Here is a 17,453-nt window from a genome sequence, read left to right as displayed (position 1 = left end):
TGGTTTTTGGCTTTGTCATAACAAGTCTACTGAGTTTTAAAGAGGAATAAAATAAAATCTGTGAAAATAACTGCGCAATCGTTACCGATAGGGTGAGTAGTGAGTTTGGATATTTCTTTAATTTATCCTGAACCAATCGAAATCGGCATAGCCCGAATCGTTGGTTTGCTGATCCCGTACACAAAACAGGCCCACTTTGGCGCCAATCCATTTACCAGGTTCGGCCTGAAAGATCTCGCCTACATTGGTAAAGTTGCTGCCATCTATGCTATAGCTAAACTGACACTTAGCGCCCGCGCTTACCTTTACACGAAGGTACACATCGGAGGCTTCTATCTTTTGAACAAGCTGCTCGTTTTCCGCCTTGCCCTTTTCGGCGTTTTTGCAGCTGGTATAAGTTAAATAAATACCGTCCTTTTTACGTTTCAATGCAATATTGGCGTAGCTCAGGCCCATTATGATCAATCCTGTTTTTTCATTTTCGAGTTTGGGATTTGGACTAAAACTTAGCTTGGCAGTGGCCGTAAATTGTTCGGCCGGGAATTTTTGCAACAGCAGATTAGGCACCTCCCAATAGTTTTTGGCGCTATCGGGCATTTTGGCCGAGTATAGCCTTAAGCTTCCTTTCGCTGGGTTTAAAAAAAACCAGGTTGCCAAGGGATTGGCCTGCCACTGCCACTGCAAACCCAATTGGTTGTGGTTAAATTCATCGCTTTCTGCTGGCGTAGCTTTCGGATAAGTTTTGGCTATGTTGGGCTTTTTGTAGGTAAAAACCGGTTCGCCTTTGCCATCGCCATCGGTATCCCGACCAATGACTGGCCAATCGTTTACCCATTTCATAGGCTGCAGGTGCACGACCCTGCCATAAGCCTCCTTATCCTGAAAATGCAGGAACCAATCTTCGCCACCAGGCGTATCAACCCAGGCGCCTTGGTGCGGACCGTTGATGGTTGATTTGCCCTGATCCATCACGACCTTACGCTCGTAAGGGCCATAGATATTTTTGGAGCGCAGCACCAATTGCCAGCCGGTAGCCACACCTCCAGCCGGTGCAAAAATGTAATAATAGCCTTTGCGCTTATAAAATTTAGGGCCTTCGAGGGTGGGATCTAATTCGTGTCCATCGTATACCAATTTACCTTCGTCGATGGTTTGTGTACCGGCCGCATTCATTTGCTTGACCACAATAATGCTTTTGATTCCTGCACGGCTTCCGGCATAGGCGTGTACGAGGTAGGCTTTGCCATCTTCATCCCACAATGGGCAGGGATCTATCAAACCTTTGCCGGCTTCTACCATGATAGGTGCCGACCAGGGTCCGGCAGGATTTTTGGCCTTGGTCAGGTAGATCCCAAAATCGGGATCTGGATAATAAAGGTAGAATTCGCCGTTGTGGTAACGGATGGCTGGTGCCCAAACCCCGTTACCGTGCTGTGTTTTGGCAAAATGTTCGAAAGGGGGCTGTCTTTTGAGCGCATGACCAATGATGGTCCAGTTAACCAAATCCTTCGAGTGCAGGATGGGCAAGCCTGGAACGGCATCAAAACTGGAAGAAACCAGGTAAAAATCATCGCCTACCCGAATGACATCCGGATCGGAATAATCGGCATCGAGCACCGGATTTTTATAAGTTCCGTTACCCAAATCGGCCACCCAAACCTTAGAAAGTTCCTGCTGTTGGGCATTTACGGAAAGAGAGAGCGCGATGAAGGATAAAAGGAAGAATGATTTCATGTGTTTGTTATTTCAAAGGGTTCCAGGTACTGGAGCCTGCAAAAATATTTTTCAGGGTATATCGTTTGGCTTCGCTCTTGCTCAGCTGCTTAGACCAGTCGACACGGCTTTCTTTCACAAAACCTGGCCCATAAGAACCATATTCGGCATAAAAGGTGGTTTTATGATTTTCGTTGTTGTTCCACACATGCCAACCTTCGGGCATAATGTGCGTTCCCATTTCGGTGCGGATGAATACCGTTTTGGCGTAAGGGCGCCACGGGCGACCTAAATACACCTTTTGAAAGGCAGGATCGGCGGTTAGTTTGCAATCGATAAACACAAAGCCAAAAGGCTGCGCCTGCGTAGTTGAGGCTGCCGTGATGTACGAATTCTTTTTGCTGTGGATGTGGCAACGTTCAAAAACAACGGTGGCTGCACCAAAAATAAAATCGGTAGTGCCTTCAATATAACAATCTACGTAATACTGTCTGCTGCCATCAGCCGACGGGAACAGCGTATCCTGATTGCCTATGATGTTACAGTTTTTGATAACCACCCGGTCGGCTTCTACATGCAAAGCCACGGCTTGACCCACCGGGCCTGCCGCATTCTGAAAGGTGATGTTTTCGGCCCTGAAATCGTTGCCTTGTACCAAAACCGTATGCGAGGTGTAAGTGTTGATGCTGCCTTTGCCCGAGTAATCATCGAAAGTGATGATGGTTTTGGCTTTGTCTTCACCAATTAATGTAATCTTCGATTTCTGAGAAGGAATGACCAGTTTCTCTTGGTAAATTCCGTTTTTGATATAGATGGGAACCTGTACTTCCGATAAATCGCGCACGGCATTTACGGCCTCCTGAATGGTTTTGTAATCGCCGCTGCCATCTTGTGCCACGGTTAAGGACTTGGGATAATTTTGGGCATGAACCGAGAGCGTAATGAGGAAGCATAAGATTGTGGCAAATAATTTCATATCAGTTTTCAGTTGGCAGTTCTCGGTTAACAGTTTTCGGGTGGTAGTTATGGTTGACTATCGATAATAAGCTATTCCCTAGGGTTCCAGCCATTTAATATTTTTTCTAGCGTATATTCTTTTGCTGTTTTTTCATCCAATTGGTGCGACCATTTTACCCTAGCTGCAGGATTGGCGCCTGGACCTGTACTTTTGTATTCGGCATAATAGGCGGTTTGCTGGTTGCTTTCCTTGCCCCAGTTGTCCCAACCTTCGGCTTTGATCATTTTGCCTAAATTGCAATTGAGGAATACCGCTTTGGCATAGGGGCGCCACGGGCGGCCCAGGAAATAGGAATTTTCAGGGGCATCGCCAACAATACGGCAGTTCATGAACACGTAGCCATATTTAACGGTATCGGGCGAAGAAGAGGCTGTAATATAGCCTGCTTTTTTGCAGAAGATCTCGCAGTCGTCGAAAACGGCTGTTGAGGCCCCAAAAATAAAATCGACCGTGCCTTCGATATAGCATTTGTAGTAATATTGCCTGCTGCCATAACCATACGTATACAAGGTATCTTGAAAGCCCAGCATGCGGCAATTGGTGAATTTGGCTTTGTCGCCCGCCACAAAAAGGGCCACTGCTTGGCCAACCGGACCGGCCGAGTTTTGAAAAGTGATATTTTCGGCCGAAAAACTGGGTCCGTAAATGTAAAAACTGGAAGAGCCCGACGTTCCTTTTTCTTCGCCGAAACTATTCTTGCGCTGTGCCCAATCGTCGAAAGTCAAAATGGTTTTGGCTACATCTTCGCCAATTATCTTGACAAACTGTTTGGAATGCGAGAGGTTCAGTTTCTCTTTGTAAACGCCGTTCTTAATGAAAATGGTTGTTGTTACTTTTCTGAAATCGGGGACGGCATTCAAGGCTTCCTGCACGGTTTTGAACTGTCCGCTTCCATCTTGCGCCACCACAAAATCGTACTTTTGAGCCTGCGCGATTGCAGTTATTGCGCAATAAAAAAATAACAGAAGTACTTTCTTCATCTTATAGTTTTTTTAGGGCATTAAATACCAGCTGTGCTACGGCAACAGCACCTTCACGCTGGAAATGCGTATTGTCTTTTTGTCCTTCGGGATAGCCCGGATACAAACCCTTGTCAAAATTCATAAAATATTTCGACGTTACATAAGCTTGCCCTTTGGCTGTAAAAGCATCGATAGACAGTTGGGTCAGGTCGATTAATTTCACATTGAGCTCTTGAGCCACTTCTTTAACCGCATTGGGATATTCGCCGTGCACATTGCTCAATTTGCCATCTTTCCAGGGATAATTTCTATTAACCGGGGTAATAAGCACAGGTATGGCACCTTTTTCGCGGGTTTGGTTTACATACAAACGCAGGTACTCTTTGTAACCAGTGATATTTACATAACGTTCGGGCTTATCAACAGCCGCATCGTTATGGCCAAACTGCATCATGACCATATCGCCTTTTTGAAGCACCTTAAATACTTCGGCCCAACGGCCTTCTTCAAAAAAAGTTCTGGTGCTTCGGCCTCCGCGGGCCTTATCGATCACCACAATGCTATCTGCTTGGATTAGGTTTTTAACTTTTGCCAAGCTGTCTTTTTTAAAGAAGGGCTGAAACACTTGCCCCCAGCCATTCAAAGGGTATTTTTTCTCCATGTAGCCCGAATCCAGGCTATAGTCGGCCACCGTCGAATCGCCGATGAGGTAAATATGCACGGTCTTTTTAGCCGGCCCGAAAGATAAAAGGCCGACAACCAAAACAGACAAAGTGAATTGAAAGAAGAGTTTCATGCTACTTTTTAAGGTATTTTATCAAATCGGTATGAGTTTCCCTGATTCCTTCAACCACCAAACCCGCTATGATCTTTGCGCCTTCTGGACTTAAATGGGTATCGTCTTTTTTGCCTTCTGGATAATTGACATGGCCGGGTTCTACATAGTTGAATAGTTTTTTAGAGGGTTCATCGCCCAGGCCCACAATCAATTTTTCGGTTTTGCGCTGCATGTCGATCAAGGGCAAGTGCAACGAATCGGCCAGTTTTCTGACTACATCGGGATAGCCCAAATGGGTATCTTTAAAAACGCCATTTTTAAAACTGCGGCGCATAATTGGGGTCAACAGTATTGGATTGGCCTTTTTAGCCTGCGTTTCCTGTACAAATTTAATCAAATTGATTTTGTATTCGGCCAAGGTAGTACCTACTTCGGGCTTGTCGGTTTTTTCGTCGTTGTGCCCGAACTCGATCAGTACAAAATCGCTGGGTTGCAATTTGTCGACTACGGCCTGCCATTTGTTTTCGTTAATGAACGATTTGGTGCTGCGTCCATTTACTGCCCGGTTGTCTACTGTAATGCCATCGGTTAGAAACGACCCGATTTCCATGCCCCAGCCGGTTTCTGGAAAAGCTTTAGGCTGTTTGTTGGCCGCTGTCGAATCGCCGATGATGTACAATACAGGCTTTGCTTTTTGAGCAGTTATTGTGGCAATTCCAACAAGGGCTGTCAACAACAAAATAGACTTTAACGATTGTAGATACATGATAGTTGAGCAAAAAAGATGGAGCCAAAAGCTCCATCTCTGTTTATTTTAATAAGTCCATCTAGGATCGCCCAGAGCGATGCTGGTGCTGCTTGCCGTTCTTACCGGCGAACCTACCGGCAAGGCAAAAGTTGTGGTGGCGGCAGTCCAACCCAAATCTATTGCTATGTTTCCGGTTTGGGTAACCGTTGCAGGGAACGTCAAAGCGACATTCCCTGTCAAGGCATTATACAAACCAAATGTATTGTTGTAAGAAAACACCGAAGTTGAACCGGCACCACTAGACCTTATGGCCGCGGCATTTACAGTTCCAGATTTTGGGGTGTTGGCTACAATGCTGTTCTGTAGGCTAAAGCTGATCGGATTGGCATTGGCATCCAACAGGGCATACTTGGCGTTGCCACCAAAACCGTTAAAAGTAGAATAGCTGATATTAACCACCGGAATGGTAGCGCCTGCATAAGTGGTGCTTGCGGTAACCAAACCTGGACCGGCATTGTAAAAAGTAGATTTTGAAATGGTTAGCGTAGTAAATTCCAATTTGTTAAGGTGGAAGGTATAATAGTTTGACGAGCCATTGGCGCCCATATCATACACGATGGAGTTGTTGACGGTAATGCCTGTAATTTTGAAATCCCTGGCCGCACTGCCCCTATCGGCACGCAAAAATGCGGTGGTAGCCGCATGCACGATGCAATTATCAACCACTATATTGGTAAAAGTAGCAGCCGAAGCATTGTTGGCCTGCGAACCGATCAGGTTTAGGAAGTAAAGCGCAGCGCCCGTTGTTCCGTCCAATTCCAATCCAGAGAAGGTAATGCCTGCTCCAGTGCCTTCCAGATCAAACTCCTTGAAGTTGATTTTGGTATCGCTTGGTGTACCAGAAGTCGATTTCAAAGTAATGGTTTTCCCTGTAATAAAAGTAGTTAGCGTAGTAAGATTATAGGTACCAGGGTTCAATCCGATTACGGCACCATTGGCCACCGAAGTAATCGCTGCTGCCAAATCGTCGCCAGGCGAAAGTTTAACGCTGTAGGTTGTTACCGGCAAGGTGGTAAAGGTTAAAATACCTTTGCTTTTGGTACCTGCGAAAAGCTCGGCTGTATATTTAACATTGCCGGTTAATCCGGTTATGTTTTTGAGCTTAGCCGTTATATCTGTTGAGGTTAAGGCTACGGTAATGGCCGTACCTCCCTCTGGAGTTACTTTGATGCTACTTAAGGTAGCATCGGCCGCGAAACGCAAAGTAACGGAATTCTCTCTAATTTCACTTTCGCGTACCGGGTTTTCGAACAATTGAATGCCCGTTAAGGTAAACGAAGAACTGATTACATATTTCGACTCAGGTTGGTCGGCATAGGCATTGGCCTTGATGCGGGCATAGTAAGGCACGCGTACCGAAATGTTATCGTCGGTTACGGTAATGCCAGCCGTATCAACCACTTTGGTGTAGGCAATGGTTGCAAAAGTCTGGTCGGTAGAAAAATCGACCGTATAGGTCAGGGGCTTTCCGGCAGCAAACAGGGGAACGGCCCATTTGAGCTTGGCCGAAGTTTGTCCTGCGCTGATGGAAACATCGCTGGCTTTGAACAAGCGTTGAGGCCCCAGGTTGTCGTTTTCGTTCTTTTTGCAGGAGGCTACCAAAACAACCGCTACAAACAACAGCAACAGTTTAGTGCTGGTTTTATGGATAAAAGTCTTCATTGCATTTAATTTTTTAGCGTTAATAACCATAATTCTGTACCATGTTCGGGTTTTCGTTCAGCGCTGTTTTCGGATAAGGGAACAATTCTTTCTTGTTCGCTTCGAAATAAGTGGCAAAGCCTGTAGAGATACCGGTAACGGCATTATCTTCGGTTAGTGCTTTTCTCCAGTTTTTGAGCGTATAACCTGTTGGCGCCGTAGAAGAACCCAAACCCGGTGCAAACAAAACGGTAGATGGTGCACCGCCATACAAATCTAAACTGGCTACTTCGGCAACGCTTGGCGTAAGGTTATAATTCGATTCTTTGGCATACACATATAAAGGCACGTTGGCATAGGCCCCTTCGCCGTTAATGAGCTGGCGCAACTTGGTGCGGGTTTCTGTAAACTTGCTGTCGATCAGGTTCCACCTGATTAAATCGTATTTTCTCATGGCTTCGCCACCAAACTCCAATAAACGCTCTTTAACAATGGCATTAAAGAACCCTGCCTTATCGGTTGGTGTAGCCGGAATTGAATTTTCATAACCTGCATAGGCTCTCTTTTGCACTCTTTGCAAAGCCTCGATAGCTTCGGGGGTTGGACCATTATTGACTTCATTAGCAGCCTCTGCATACATTAGCAACACATCGGCAAAGCGCAGCAATGGCCAGTTGATGGCAAAATTCTGCGATGACGAAGAACCATTAAAAGCCGTCCACGATTTCCTGAACTTGGCATCGGTAAAGTTGTTCAGCGTGTTGATGAGTTTCTTCGAGTTGGCGGTAATTTCGAAAACCCCGATGGTTACGTCCCTCCTACAATCTTTTATCGGATCAAACTCATAAAAATAAGTAGGGATGGCATTCATACCTCCACCACCCGAACCATAGGTTGAAGCCGCATTGAAACGGATGCCATTGTAATAGCCTAATTTACTGTCGGTAGAAGCATTGCTACCAAAAGCGGCCACCTCAAACATCAGTTCGTGGGCATCGTCCATTCGGGTACCGTGCAAGGTTTTAAATACGTTTTCGTAAACCGGATTAAGCGAATGCTGTGTTGGATTGTCCATAATATCCTTGCACTCGTCTAAGGCCATCTGATAATATTTCAGGTAATCTGGGTTTCTTTCCATCAAGTGCGATTTACTTCTCAACGAATAGCCGCCCCTGGCCAAAGCAATCCGGGCCCTGAGGCCTTTGATGGCTCCTTTGGTAAAACGAAAGCTGCCATAATCGGCAACGGCCGAACGCCATGGCACCAAATCTTCGGCCTGTTTCAAATCGGCCAAAATCTGGTCGTAGGTCTGGTCCCTGTCGGCATTGGCCGGAAACAGGTTATCGGCATAGGCGGCCGGCACAAAACGCTGAGGTACATCGCCCCAGTTGCGGATCAGTTCGAAATAAAATTGTGCCCTTAAGGCCAAAGCCTCGCCATAATAGCGTTTCATCAAGGCCTGGTCGCTGGCCGAACCACTTTGGTAAATGGTCGAAGCCGGAATAAACTTGATGCACAAATTAGCCCTTTCGATGCCCGAATACAATTGGGCAAACGGATTGATCAAATCGGTGTTGTCTGAACTGGCGCCGTACATGCTCAGGCCGCGCCTGTCTGACGAGGCATAGCTTCCAGACGTCTTGAAATCATCGGCGGTCACGCCAAACAAGGTTGAAATACGGCTTCCATAGCCATTATCGCCACAAAGCCTGTTGTAAACACCTATGAGAGCCGAATTGGTATAGGTAGTGCTTTCAAAAACCGTGGCTTCTGATGATGACGAATCCGATTCGTAATCGAGCACCTTTTTACAGCTTGGGGTAAGGGTAATTGCTCCAATAGCTACAACTAAAAAAGCAATCTGATATTTAATTTTTTTCATTGTCGTAAGTATTGAGGATTAGAAAGTTAAGTTTAAGCCTGCCAAAATAAATCTGCTGCGCGGATAAGCTGCATAGTCGATGCCTGGCGTTAACGGATTTGAACGGCGGGTATTGGCCTCAGGATCGTAACCGGTGTAATTGGTAAACGTGTAAAGGTTGTTTACGGTGGCGTAAACCCTTAACCTCGAAATAAAGCCAGTTTTTTTAAGCATTTCGCTTGGCAAAGTATAACCCAGCGTAACGTTGGTAATACGCAAGAAAGAACCATTTTCGATGGCATACGAAGTCAACGCATAGTTACCTGTGGTTGGTGTCCATAGCGTTGTATTGGCGTTCATAGCGGTGAGTTGCACCGGATCGGTTACTTTTACGCCATTGGCATCAAAGTTTCTCCACCTGTCGTTCATTACGGCCAACAGGTTGTTGTCTTTGACATTGTATTGCGAGGTAAACTCTACTTTGTTGGCATTGTAAACCTTGTTGCCTACCGAGAAGTTCATGAACACGGTCAAGTCGAAATTTTTATAGGCAAACTGGTTGTTAAAACCGCCTGTAAATTTAGGTTGCGAAGTACCCAACACGGTTTTATCGTCATCGCCGATAAGCATGCTCGACGAGCTCGACAGTTTTTTCACCTTCATATCACCTGGTTGCGGATCTTTGTTGCCTAACAGTACGCGGCTGTTGGCAATGCCTGGCTTAAGGGTATAGGTATAAACACCAGTTGTGGTATTTTGGGTATAGTTAAAATCATCAACCGTATAACGGCCATCTGATACGAAGCCATAAAATTGGCCCACCGGCTTGCCTACTTCAACCTTGAAATCGGCCAAACTGTTTACCCAACCCGATTGTGCCACATAAGATTGTACGCCGTTTTGCAATTCCAATATCTTGTTTTTGTTAAACGAGAAGTTGATACCGGCATTATAGGTAAAATCCCTGGTTTTGACTACCTGTGCGTTCAACTGGATTTCCAAGCCTCTGTTTTGGGTTTTGCCCACATTTTGTTGCTGGGTGTTGTAACCGTTTATCGGCGGAATATTGGCATTGAGCAATAAATCCTTGGTCCGGTTGTCGTACAAATCCAAGGCTAACGAAACGCGATTTTTGAACAAATCGATATCAAAGCCCAAATTGCCCGAAATATTTTTCTCCCAGGTAATGTTAGGGTTGGCCAACACGCTGCCTGCAATAAGGCCAGTAGTAACCGAACCATCGGAGGCGGCATAGCCACCTGCCGTAGAGTTGGCCGTAAACAAGGTACGGAATAAATCTTGGCCTATTCTGTTGTTGCCGGCAATACCATAGCTGGCGCGTACTTTAAGGTTGCTCAGCCAATCCCATTTCAAATCTTTGATAAAATCTTCTTCAGATGCCCTCCAGGCTAACTGTGCCGAAGGGAAATTGCCCCAGCGCTTGCCTTTGGCAAAAAACGAGGAACCATCTCTGCGGAAGTTCAAAGTAGCCAAATACTTGCCTAAATAGCCGTAAGAAGCCCTGGCAAAGAAAGAAAGCTGGCGCGAACCCGAAATGAGCGAAGTTGGCTTGTCTTGTACCGATCCTACCGGCGGTTCGGCCTTTTGGATGCTGGCAAAAGCCTCGTCGGCGCTAATATTAATAGGGAACCATTTGATGGTGCTGCTGTTCGATTTGATGTCTGATTTATTCAGCTCTTCGCCCACCAAAAGGTCTAGGCTATGGTCTTTGCCCAAATTTGGCCTGTAGTTTACGGTATTGGTGTTGATGAAAGTCTGCAGGTTCGAGTTATCTAGCGTAATGGCCGGCAATCCTGCATTGTTTCTGGCCAAGCCGCTTAAAGGACCGTTAAAACCATTGGTTTTCCTATCGGTAAAGTTCATACCCAAGGTCGACCTGAAGTTCAGATTTTTTAAAATCTGATAGCTTACATAACCGCTGCTGATCAAATCGTTGCGGTAATCGTACTTCAATTCTTGGTGAGCCAGCGAAATCGGGTTAGAGAGCTGCGTAGCCAGGTAATCGGCATCAAACAAATCGCCCGAATCGGAACCGCCAGAATAAGGCTGGTAGCGCACCGAGTTTCTTAAGCGGTTGGTACCTTGCGAACCCGTGCTCGAAGTACCCACGCCGTCAACGCGTTGGCGACTATAGCGCACGTTAACGCCTACACGAAACTTGTCTGAAATGCGGTGATCGAAACGGAAAGAGGCAAAAGTACGGCGGAAGCCCGATTCGAGCATAATGCCGTCTTCCTGCATGTTGTTGAGCGTAAAATTGTAGGTGGTTTTATCTGTACCACCCGAAAGGTTCAGGATTTGAGTATTGGAGAATGCCTGACGGCCAAATACTTTATCCTGCCAATCGATATTAGGTATGTTTTTATAGATGTCCAGATCATCCCAAGTACCATATTTTTTGGCAAAGGCATCTTTTACATCTTGGGCAGTATTGTTGTTGTATAGTTCGTATTGATAAGTCACAAACTCGTAAGGGTTCATCACCTTGAGTTCGTTTACAATTTGCCTCACGCCGGCATAGCCTTCCAGCGAAACGATGGTTTTGCCGTTTTTGCCACTTTTGGTGGTGATAATGACTACCCCGTTGGCACCACGGCTACCATAAATGGCTGTAGAAGCCACGTCTTTGAGCACATCAATCGATTGAATTTCGTTTGGAGACAAAACCGATAAAGCATTTTCTACCTGAATTCCATCTACGATGTAAAGTGGAGAATTGTCGCCGGTTAGCGAACTGCCGCCCCTAACCCTGATCTGAATTTCGGCGCCCGGGCTGCCTTCGGTGGTCGTTACGGTTACACCAGCCAGCTTTCCAGCCAAGGCTTCGGCCGCGGTACCTACCGGAAATCCGGCTAGGTCTTTATCAGTTACCGAAGAAACAGAACCCGTAAGGGCTTCTTTGCGTACGGTACCGTAGCCGATGTTGACCACCACTTCGTTCAAGGTGGTTGCATTTTCCTCTAAAGCAACATTAACCTGTTTTTTATCGCCTACTTCAACTTCTTTTTCGTTGTAGCCAATATACTTTACGACCAAGGTGGTGTTGCCTGTGGCAGGAATAGCGAGTTTAAAAACCCCATTGGCATCGGTACTGGTAGCGATTTTAGTGCCTTTGATCATTACCCCTACGCCGGGTAGCGTTGAACCGTTGGCCTTATCGGTTACCGTACCCGATATTTGTCTGGTTTGTGCCTTGGCTAAACTGATGCCCATAGCAAGCACACAAAAGAACAGTAAAACTTTTTTCATACATTATTAGGTTATTTGGTTGTTTCCGGTCGACCTTTAGAGTCTTCCATTAACAAGTCTACATTGTTTTTCTTAGAATGTAAGTGCGCTATAGGGTATAAATTTGTGCAATCGTTCCCGACAACGTTGCCAAAATCCAATCAAAAAAGTTATATTTAAACTTGTAAGAAAATCGTATTCTTATCGAAGCATTTTTTTATCCTCAAAAACCGTATAATTTATAGCGTTGAAGCATGTTCGAGCCCGTTACCATAAAAGATATAGCCAAGGCCCTGGGCCTATCCACTTCTACCGTTTCAAGAGCATTAAGAGATACCCACGAAATTAGCGTCGCCACCAAGAAAATGGTGCTCGATTACGCCAAGGAAATCGGTTATCAGCCCAACCCCATTGCGCTCAGTTTAAAGGAAAGACGAAGCAAGTCTATTGGCGTGGTGGTAAGTGAAGTAGCCAACAGTTATTTTTCGCAAGCTATTAACGGCATCGAATCGATTGCCTACGACCGTGGCTACCACGTTATCATTTCGCAGACACACGAATCATACGATCGCGAGGTGGTAAACGTACAACATCTGGCTTCGCGTTCTGTTGACGGGCTTTTGGTTTCGCTATCGTCGCAAACCAATGATATATCGCATTTAAAACAATTGCACGACAAGGGCTTGCCCATGGTATTTTTTGATCGCGTAGCGGAAGAAATCAATACGCACAAGGTTATTGCCAACAACGAAAAAGGGGCTTACGAGGCTACGGCTCACCTGATCAGGTCGGGCTATAAGCGCATTGCGCACTTAACCAGCTCTAGCCAGCTTTCTATCAGCATTGAACGCCTATCGGGCTACGAAGCGGCGCTGAACGACCACGGCTTAACCATAAATGCCAACTACATTAAGCACTGCCCACATGGTGGGATGATTTACGAAGAAACCGAAAGCAAGATTAAGGAATTGTTAGCCTTGGATGAAAAACCAGACGCCATATTTGTAGCTGGCGACAGGTTGAGCACGGGTTGCTTAAGCGTTTTCAAGAATCTCAACATTTCTGTTCCTGGCGATATGGCCATTGCCGGTTTCAGCAATTCTGATGTGCTCGATTTGTTCAATCCTTCGCTCACCTCCGTACGTCAGCCCGCTTTTGAAATTGGCAAATTGGCCACGCAAATGCTCATTCAGCTGATTGAAGCAAAATATCCGGTTGAAGAATTTGAAAAAAAGGTATTAGATACAGAACTGTTTGTACGGCATACTTAACTGCAAAAACACAACCAAAACCCATATACGCCATCTTGAACTTAACCATCTGTTATTCTGTTACTTTTGATGGATTACAAAACTGCAGGCAGACAAATTGGGAAAGCATTTCCCGATTAAATTTACGAATGATACGCAAGTACAGGCCAAAAGCCTAAGGTTGTGGCAACTTGTAAGCCTGTCTGCCTAAAAGCTTCCACTCTTTGCCTTGTTTTTGCCAAACCAACAGAATGCCCAAATGCACTTCGCCGGGCTTGCCTCCATCGTTGGTTTTGGCATCGAGCTGATGACGGACCAATGCGGTATTACCGGTTACTTTTACGGTTTGGTTGCTGAGGGTTATTTCCACAAAGTCGGATTTGCCACTGGCAATCGTTTCTACAAAAGTGGCTTTATCTTCTAGTTTTCCGCTCGAATGGCCATAGCTCAAATCATTTGCGGCAATTTGTTCAAGCGCCTTCCTATCGCCACTGATCATGGCCAGCCTCATTTTTTCGACGGCGGCCAGTACGCCCTTTTCGGCAACGGTTTGGGCGTTTACAGCAAAATGGATGGTTAATGCGAAGATAAATACAGCTACTTTTTTCATGTTGGGCAATGTTTTCAAAATATTAGACAACGGCTAAAATAGCAAGCGACATCAACTTAAACAAGTTATGCGGCAATTAAATGGAAAGTTACAAACCTAAAAAAGCCTCTTAACCGAATAAGAGGCTCTGGAGATAAAATATGAGCATTTAACTTACAAAAGTTCAGATTACAGGCATCAGTGCATTTTTGTTGAGCGGTTTGGTAATGAGCCTTGATACGTTGGGATCGGCTTCCATCTGTTCGATATCGTTGGTGACTTCAGAAGCGGTGAGCACCACGATCCTGCAGGCATTTTTAACGGCATGCGGATAGTTGTTGAAGTGGCTTAAGAAATCGAAGCCGTTCAGTTCCGGCATGTCCAAATCCAAAAGGATCAGCGAGGGAATTGCCTTCAGGTTTCCTTGGTTCGAGTTGAGGTATTCAATGGCCGACTGTACGCTTTCCATCACCATGATCTCTACTTCGTCATAGCTGGTCCGCAATACCTGGGCGGTTATCATTTGGTCGATCGGATTATCGTCCACTATCATTATTCTGTTCATTAGCTGCATTTGCTTATATTTTAACTCCTGTTTAATTATCTCTTTATTGTTTGACAATGGTGAATTCTGTTCTGCGGTTCAACTGATGCTGCTCTTCGGTACACTCTACCCCGTTGGCGCATTGGTTGAGCAGCCTTGTTTCGCCATAGCCTTTGGCTTTGATCCTTACCTTGTCTATACCACGGCTAATGATATAACTCACGGCGGCATCGGCGCGGGCCTGCGATAGTTTCATGTTGTATTTATCGTTGCCTCTGCTGTCGGTATGTGAACCTAATTCGATCCAGATGGTTGGATTTTCCTTCATGATTTTTACGAGTTTATCCAATTCGATGGCAGCATCTTTCCGGATATTGCTCTTGTCGAAATCGTAGTAAATGTTTTCGAGCTTAATTTCCTTGAACAGCTCGATCGGATCGAGGTAGATGTTCTTTTTGAACACGGCTGATTTTTCGATGCCTACATTGCTGATAGTTTCGGTTTCGGCATTGCGGAAATCGGTTTTGGTGCCTTTGATAAAATATTCGGTATTTTCTTCGAGGTTGAATTTGTAACGGCCCTGGTCGTCGGTTTGAGCGCTGATGATGGTGCCATCGGCCTTGCTCAGGCTGACGATTACACCCGGCAATGGCAAGCCTGTTTTTTTGTCGAGTGCCACGCCTTCTAGCTTAAAGCTGAGGTTGGGGTTTAAAATGAAGCTGTAGATATCGTCGCTGCCATTCCCCCCTACGCGATCTGACGACAGCAGGCCTTCTTTTTTACCGGTTAGGAAAAAGGCAAAATCATCTTGTGGCGAGTTGAGCGGATAGCCCATGTTTTTAGGCTCGGCCAATCCGTTGCCTCGTTTGGTTGCCTTAAATACATCCAAGCCTCCCATGCCTATACGGCCATCAGTAGCGAAATAGAAATTGCTGTCGTCATCAAAAAAAGGACTACGCTCTGAGCCTTCGGTATTGATTTCTTCCAGGTTGATGGCCTTGCCCCAGCCGCCACCTTCGGTTCTGAAACATACATAGATATCGGTAAGCCCCTTGCCACCGGGCATATCGGAAACAAAATAAAGTGCGCCTCCATCCTTGCTGATGAACGGATCGCCTACCGAATATTCGTTTACATTGTTGTATTTGAAAGGCTGTACAGCACCCCACTTGCCGTTGGCGTCTTTTTTACTCGAATAAATTTCGACTCTTACGGTTTTAGGCACACCCTTTTCGCGTTCGATGAGTTCTGGAATACGGGTTAGCGTAAAATACATTTCGTTGCCGTCGGCGGTAAAAGTCGCGGCGCCCACATGGTATTCAGATCCGGCGTTAAACGGAAAAAGCGTTGCGCTATCTGTTCCCTTTTGGACATACAGGCGCAGGTAATTGTTGCCGGTCCAGCCATAAGTAACCTTATCAGGCGCAATGTTCGCTTCATCAAATTTCAGAAATGGCCTATTCTTCTTCACTTCTTCCTGCACCAATGCATTTCTTCTGTCGGATGTAAAAACAATGCCGCCCTGATAAGTTACTGCTCCCCAATCCTCACTCACACTATTGATATTTTTTTTATTGTTAAGCACCAAGCTTTTGGGGCTTTTCATCCAGCTCAATGCCGAGTCGCACGACAAAACGAGCATGCTCTTTTGCGTGGCAGGCAAATCCCTATTCAGCTCGCCGTATTTTTGGTACTGTATTTTTGCTTCAGCATATTTAGAATTGTTGCGCAAGGCATCTCCATAGTACAAAAAGGCTTCGGGCTTTGCTCCTTTTTCCTTAACCAGCATGGCGTACCAGCTTTCGGCCTGCGGATAGTCTTTGGTTAGTCTGTAGCAGGCGGCCAAACGCTCAATGGCATGTGTAGTTGGTTTTTTCTGATAGGCTTCGGTATACAAACCAATGGCTGTACTGTAATGGAAAAGCCTGAATTCTTCGTCTGCCTTCAGCAATACATACTGTGCCTTGGTTTGAAGGCCCATGGCCAGCAAACCTAAAAACAACCATTTGCCTTTGTGGATCATTTGATATTTTTTATTGTTCGTTTTGAGCTGCATTGTTTAGAAATATCTTGGAGTGAGCATTCTTATAATTTCTTTTGGCCTGATGGTTACACCTATCGAAATCTCGTGCGAACCGCCGCTATAACCGGCCAGTTTGCTGATCGACTGGTCGTAGGCATAGCCTACACGGACGGTTGGAGTGACATAAAAATCAACCATACCTACAATGGAATTGGTTTTTTGCAGGTCGTTTTGCAGGTAGCTCTTGTTGTAGAGCTTTACAGCCGTACGGTAGCTGCCACCAATCCAAAACCGGTTGCCAAAAAGCACAAAGGCATTTAAATCCAAGCTGGTTGGACCGCCACGGTCGTCTTTCAACAGGAACGACGGCTTAAGCTGCACTTCTTCGTTAATGGGCAACAACATACCGGCAGTAAGGTAATAGTGTGCTTTGGGCGTTTGGAAGTAAACACTCAGGTTTTTCTTGTTGATGATGTATTGTGCAATGAGGTTATCGACCGAGAAACCGGCATAAAACCTATCGTCTGAATAGAATACCCCAGCACGGGCATCGGGTGCAAGTACGTTCTGGTTGTTTACCGGAATGTAGTTGTCGCCTGCATCCCTGGCATTCAGTTTTTCGCCATCAAGGCCTTGCTGCATAACGCCAACGCCCAAGCCAAACGCCAGGCGCGAATCTTCAGACTGTCCTACCCTTAAACGATAGGCATAGCTGGCATAGGCCGAAACGTTGCTCTGAGCCCCGAGCTTATCGCTCGATACCTGAAAAGCTAAGCCTACGTTGCCCTGATTGGCAATGGCATCAACGGCCAGCGACATGCTTTTGGGCGATCCAGTAATGCCTGTCCATTGGTTTCTGTAAAAACTATGGATGTTCAACTGCTCTTTATAACCTGCATAGGCAGGATTGATATACACACCATTGAACATATATTGGCTATATTGTGCATCTTGCTGCGCCCTGCCCACGAAGGCAGCCACTAGCAATGCGAATAGGAAGAGACCTTTCTTTATCAT

Annotated in this window: 13 protein-coding genes; 1 reads left to right on the top strand and 12 read right to left on the bottom strand. The window is 45.8% G+C overall.

The annotated features are described in order from the left end of the window. Window positions 1–117: 117 nt before the first annotated feature. From AC6H1S_RS06995 to AC6H1S_RS06960, 8 genes are all read right to left on the bottom strand, one after another. The gene (locus AC6H1S_RS06995) at window positions 118–1,734 is read right to left on the bottom strand and encodes a glycoside hydrolase family 43 protein (RefSeq protein WP_497565655.1); all 1,617 of its coding nucleotides are present in this window, start codon (window positions 1,732–1,734) and stop codon (window positions 118–120) included. A 7-nt stretch (window positions 1,735–1,741) separates the two neighbouring features. After that, the gene (locus tag AC6H1S_RS06990; protein WP_497565654.1) at window positions 1,742–2,689 is read right to left on the bottom strand and encodes a pectinesterase family protein; all 948 of its coding nucleotides are present in this window, start codon (window positions 2,687–2,689) and stop codon (window positions 1,742–1,744) included. Between the two features lie 71 nt (window positions 2,690–2,760). After that, entirely contained in the window at window positions 2,761–3,711 is a 951-nt protein-coding gene (locus AC6H1S_RS06985; RefSeq protein ID WP_497565653.1) for a pectinesterase family protein, read from the bottom strand. A gap of 1 nt (window position 3,712) precedes the next feature. After that, on the bottom strand, window positions 3,713–4,489 hold the full coding sequence (locus AC6H1S_RS06980) for a rhamnogalacturonan acetylesterase (protein WP_497565652.1): 777 nt from the start codon (window positions 4,487–4,489) through the stop codon (window positions 3,713–3,715). A gap of 1 nt (window position 4,490) precedes the next feature. Further along, a complete protein-coding gene (locus tag AC6H1S_RS06975) occupies window positions 4,491–5,237 on the bottom strand; it encodes a rhamnogalacturonan acetylesterase (RefSeq protein ID WP_497565651.1) in 747 nt (248 codons plus the stop codon). A 48-nt stretch (window positions 5,238–5,285) separates the two neighbouring features. After that, on the bottom strand, window positions 5,286–6,941 hold the full coding sequence (locus tag AC6H1S_RS06970; protein WP_497565650.1) for a hypothetical protein: 1,656 nt from the start codon (window positions 6,939–6,941) through the stop codon (window positions 5,286–5,288). A gap of 19 nt (window positions 6,942–6,960) precedes the next feature. After that, window positions 6,961–8,802: a RagB/SusD family nutrient uptake outer membrane protein gene (locus AC6H1S_RS06965; protein WP_497565649.1), complete on the bottom strand. Its 1,842-nt coding sequence runs from the start codon at window positions 8,800–8,802 to the stop codon at window positions 6,961–6,963. Between the two features lie 18 nt (window positions 8,803–8,820). Further along, the gene (locus tag AC6H1S_RS06960; RefSeq protein WP_497565648.1) at window positions 8,821–12,051 is read right to left on the bottom strand and encodes a SusC/RagA family TonB-linked outer membrane protein; all 3,231 of its coding nucleotides are present in this window, start codon (window positions 12,049–12,051) and stop codon (window positions 8,821–8,823) included. A gap of 233 nt (window positions 12,052–12,284) precedes the next feature. On the opposite strand from AC6H1S_RS06960, the gene AC6H1S_RS06955 reads away from it, so the two are divergent. Further along, window positions 12,285–13,301: a LacI family DNA-binding transcriptional regulator gene (locus AC6H1S_RS06955; protein ID WP_497565647.1), complete on the top strand. Its 1,017-nt coding sequence runs from the start codon at window positions 12,285–12,287 to the stop codon at window positions 13,299–13,301. A gap of 154 nt (window positions 13,302–13,455) precedes the next feature. Here the strand turns inward: AC6H1S_RS06955 and AC6H1S_RS06950 are convergent, their stop codons facing one another. The 4 genes from AC6H1S_RS06950 to AC6H1S_RS06935 all read right to left on the bottom strand — a co-directional run bounded on the left by AC6H1S_RS06950 (window position 13,456) and on the right by AC6H1S_RS06935 (window position 17,453). Continuing rightward, the gene (locus AC6H1S_RS06950) at window positions 13,456–13,890 is read right to left on the bottom strand and encodes a nuclear transport factor 2 family protein (protein ID WP_199138935.1); all 435 of its coding nucleotides are present in this window, start codon (window positions 13,888–13,890) and stop codon (window positions 13,456–13,458) included. A 163-nt stretch (window positions 13,891–14,053) separates the two neighbouring features. After that, window positions 14,054–14,434 carry a response regulator gene (locus AC6H1S_RS06945; RefSeq protein WP_199138933.1) on the bottom strand — a complete coding sequence of 127 codons (381 nt, stop codon included), beginning with the start codon at window positions 14,432–14,434 and terminating at the stop codon, window positions 14,054–14,056. 43 nt (window positions 14,435–14,477) lie between these two features. Next, window positions 14,478–16,436 (bottom strand): OmpA family protein, encoded by a 1,959-nt coding sequence (locus tag AC6H1S_RS06940; RefSeq protein ID WP_497566023.1) that lies wholly within the window; start codon window positions 16,434–16,436, stop codon window positions 14,478–14,480. A 36-nt stretch (window positions 16,437–16,472) separates the two neighbouring features. Continuing rightward, on the bottom strand, window positions 16,473–17,453 hold the full coding sequence (locus AC6H1S_RS06935; RefSeq protein WP_199138931.1) for a PorP/SprF family type IX secretion system membrane protein: 981 nt from the start codon (window positions 17,451–17,453) through the stop codon (window positions 16,473–16,475).

This window comes from Pedobacter sp. TM02 (genome assembly GCF_059705275.1).
This window is presented reverse-complemented; position numbering and strand designations above follow the sequence as displayed.

Excerpts from the sequence above, each read along its gene's own strand:
- AC6H1S_RS06970 (WP_497565650.1), bottom strand. The coding sequence starts at position 6,941 with ATGAAGACTTTTATCCATAAAACCAGCACTAAACTGTTGCTGTTGTTT.
- AC6H1S_RS06940 (WP_497566023.1), bottom strand. The coding sequence starts at position 16,436 with ATGATCCACAAAGGCAAATGGTTGTTTTTAGGTTTGCTGGCCATGGGC.
- AC6H1S_RS06950 (WP_199138935.1), bottom strand. The coding sequence starts at position 13,890 with ATGAAAAAAGTAGCTGTATTTATCTTCGCATTAACCATCCATTTTGCT.
- AC6H1S_RS06935 (WP_199138931.1), bottom strand. The coding sequence starts at position 17,453 with ATGATAAAGAAAGGTCTCTTCCTATTCGCATTGCTAGTGGCTGCCTTC.
- AC6H1S_RS06985 (WP_497565653.1), bottom strand. The coding sequence starts at position 3,711 with ATGAAGAAAGTACTTCTGTTATTTTTTTATTGCGCAATAACTGCAATC.
- AC6H1S_RS06955 (WP_497565647.1), top strand. The coding sequence starts at position 12,285 with ATGTTCGAGCCCGTTACCATAAAAGATATAGCCAAGGCCCTGGGCCTA.
- AC6H1S_RS06990 (WP_497565654.1), bottom strand. The coding sequence starts at position 2,689 with ATGAAATTATTTGCCACAATCTTATGCTTCCTCATTACGCTCTCGGTT.
- AC6H1S_RS06960 (WP_497565648.1), bottom strand. The coding sequence starts at position 12,051 with ATGAAAAAAGTTTTACTGTTCTTTTGTGTGCTTGCTATGGGCATCAGT.
- AC6H1S_RS06980 (WP_497565652.1), bottom strand. The coding sequence starts at position 4,489 with ATGAAACTCTTCTTTCAATTCACTTTGTCTGTTTTGGTTGTCGGCCTT.
- AC6H1S_RS06975 (WP_497565651.1), bottom strand. The coding sequence starts at position 5,237 with ATGTATCTACAATCGTTAAAGTCTATTTTGTTGTTGACAGCCCTTGTT.
- AC6H1S_RS06965 (WP_497565649.1), bottom strand. The coding sequence starts at position 8,802 with ATGAAAAAAATTAAATATCAGATTGCTTTTTTAGTTGTAGCTATTGGA.
- AC6H1S_RS06995 (WP_497565655.1), bottom strand. The coding sequence starts at position 1,734 with ATGAAATCATTCTTCCTTTTATCCTTCATCGCGCTCTCTCTTTCCGTA.
- AC6H1S_RS06945 (WP_199138933.1), bottom strand. The coding sequence starts at position 14,434 with ATGAACAGAATAATGATAGTGGACGATAATCCGATCGACCAAATGATA.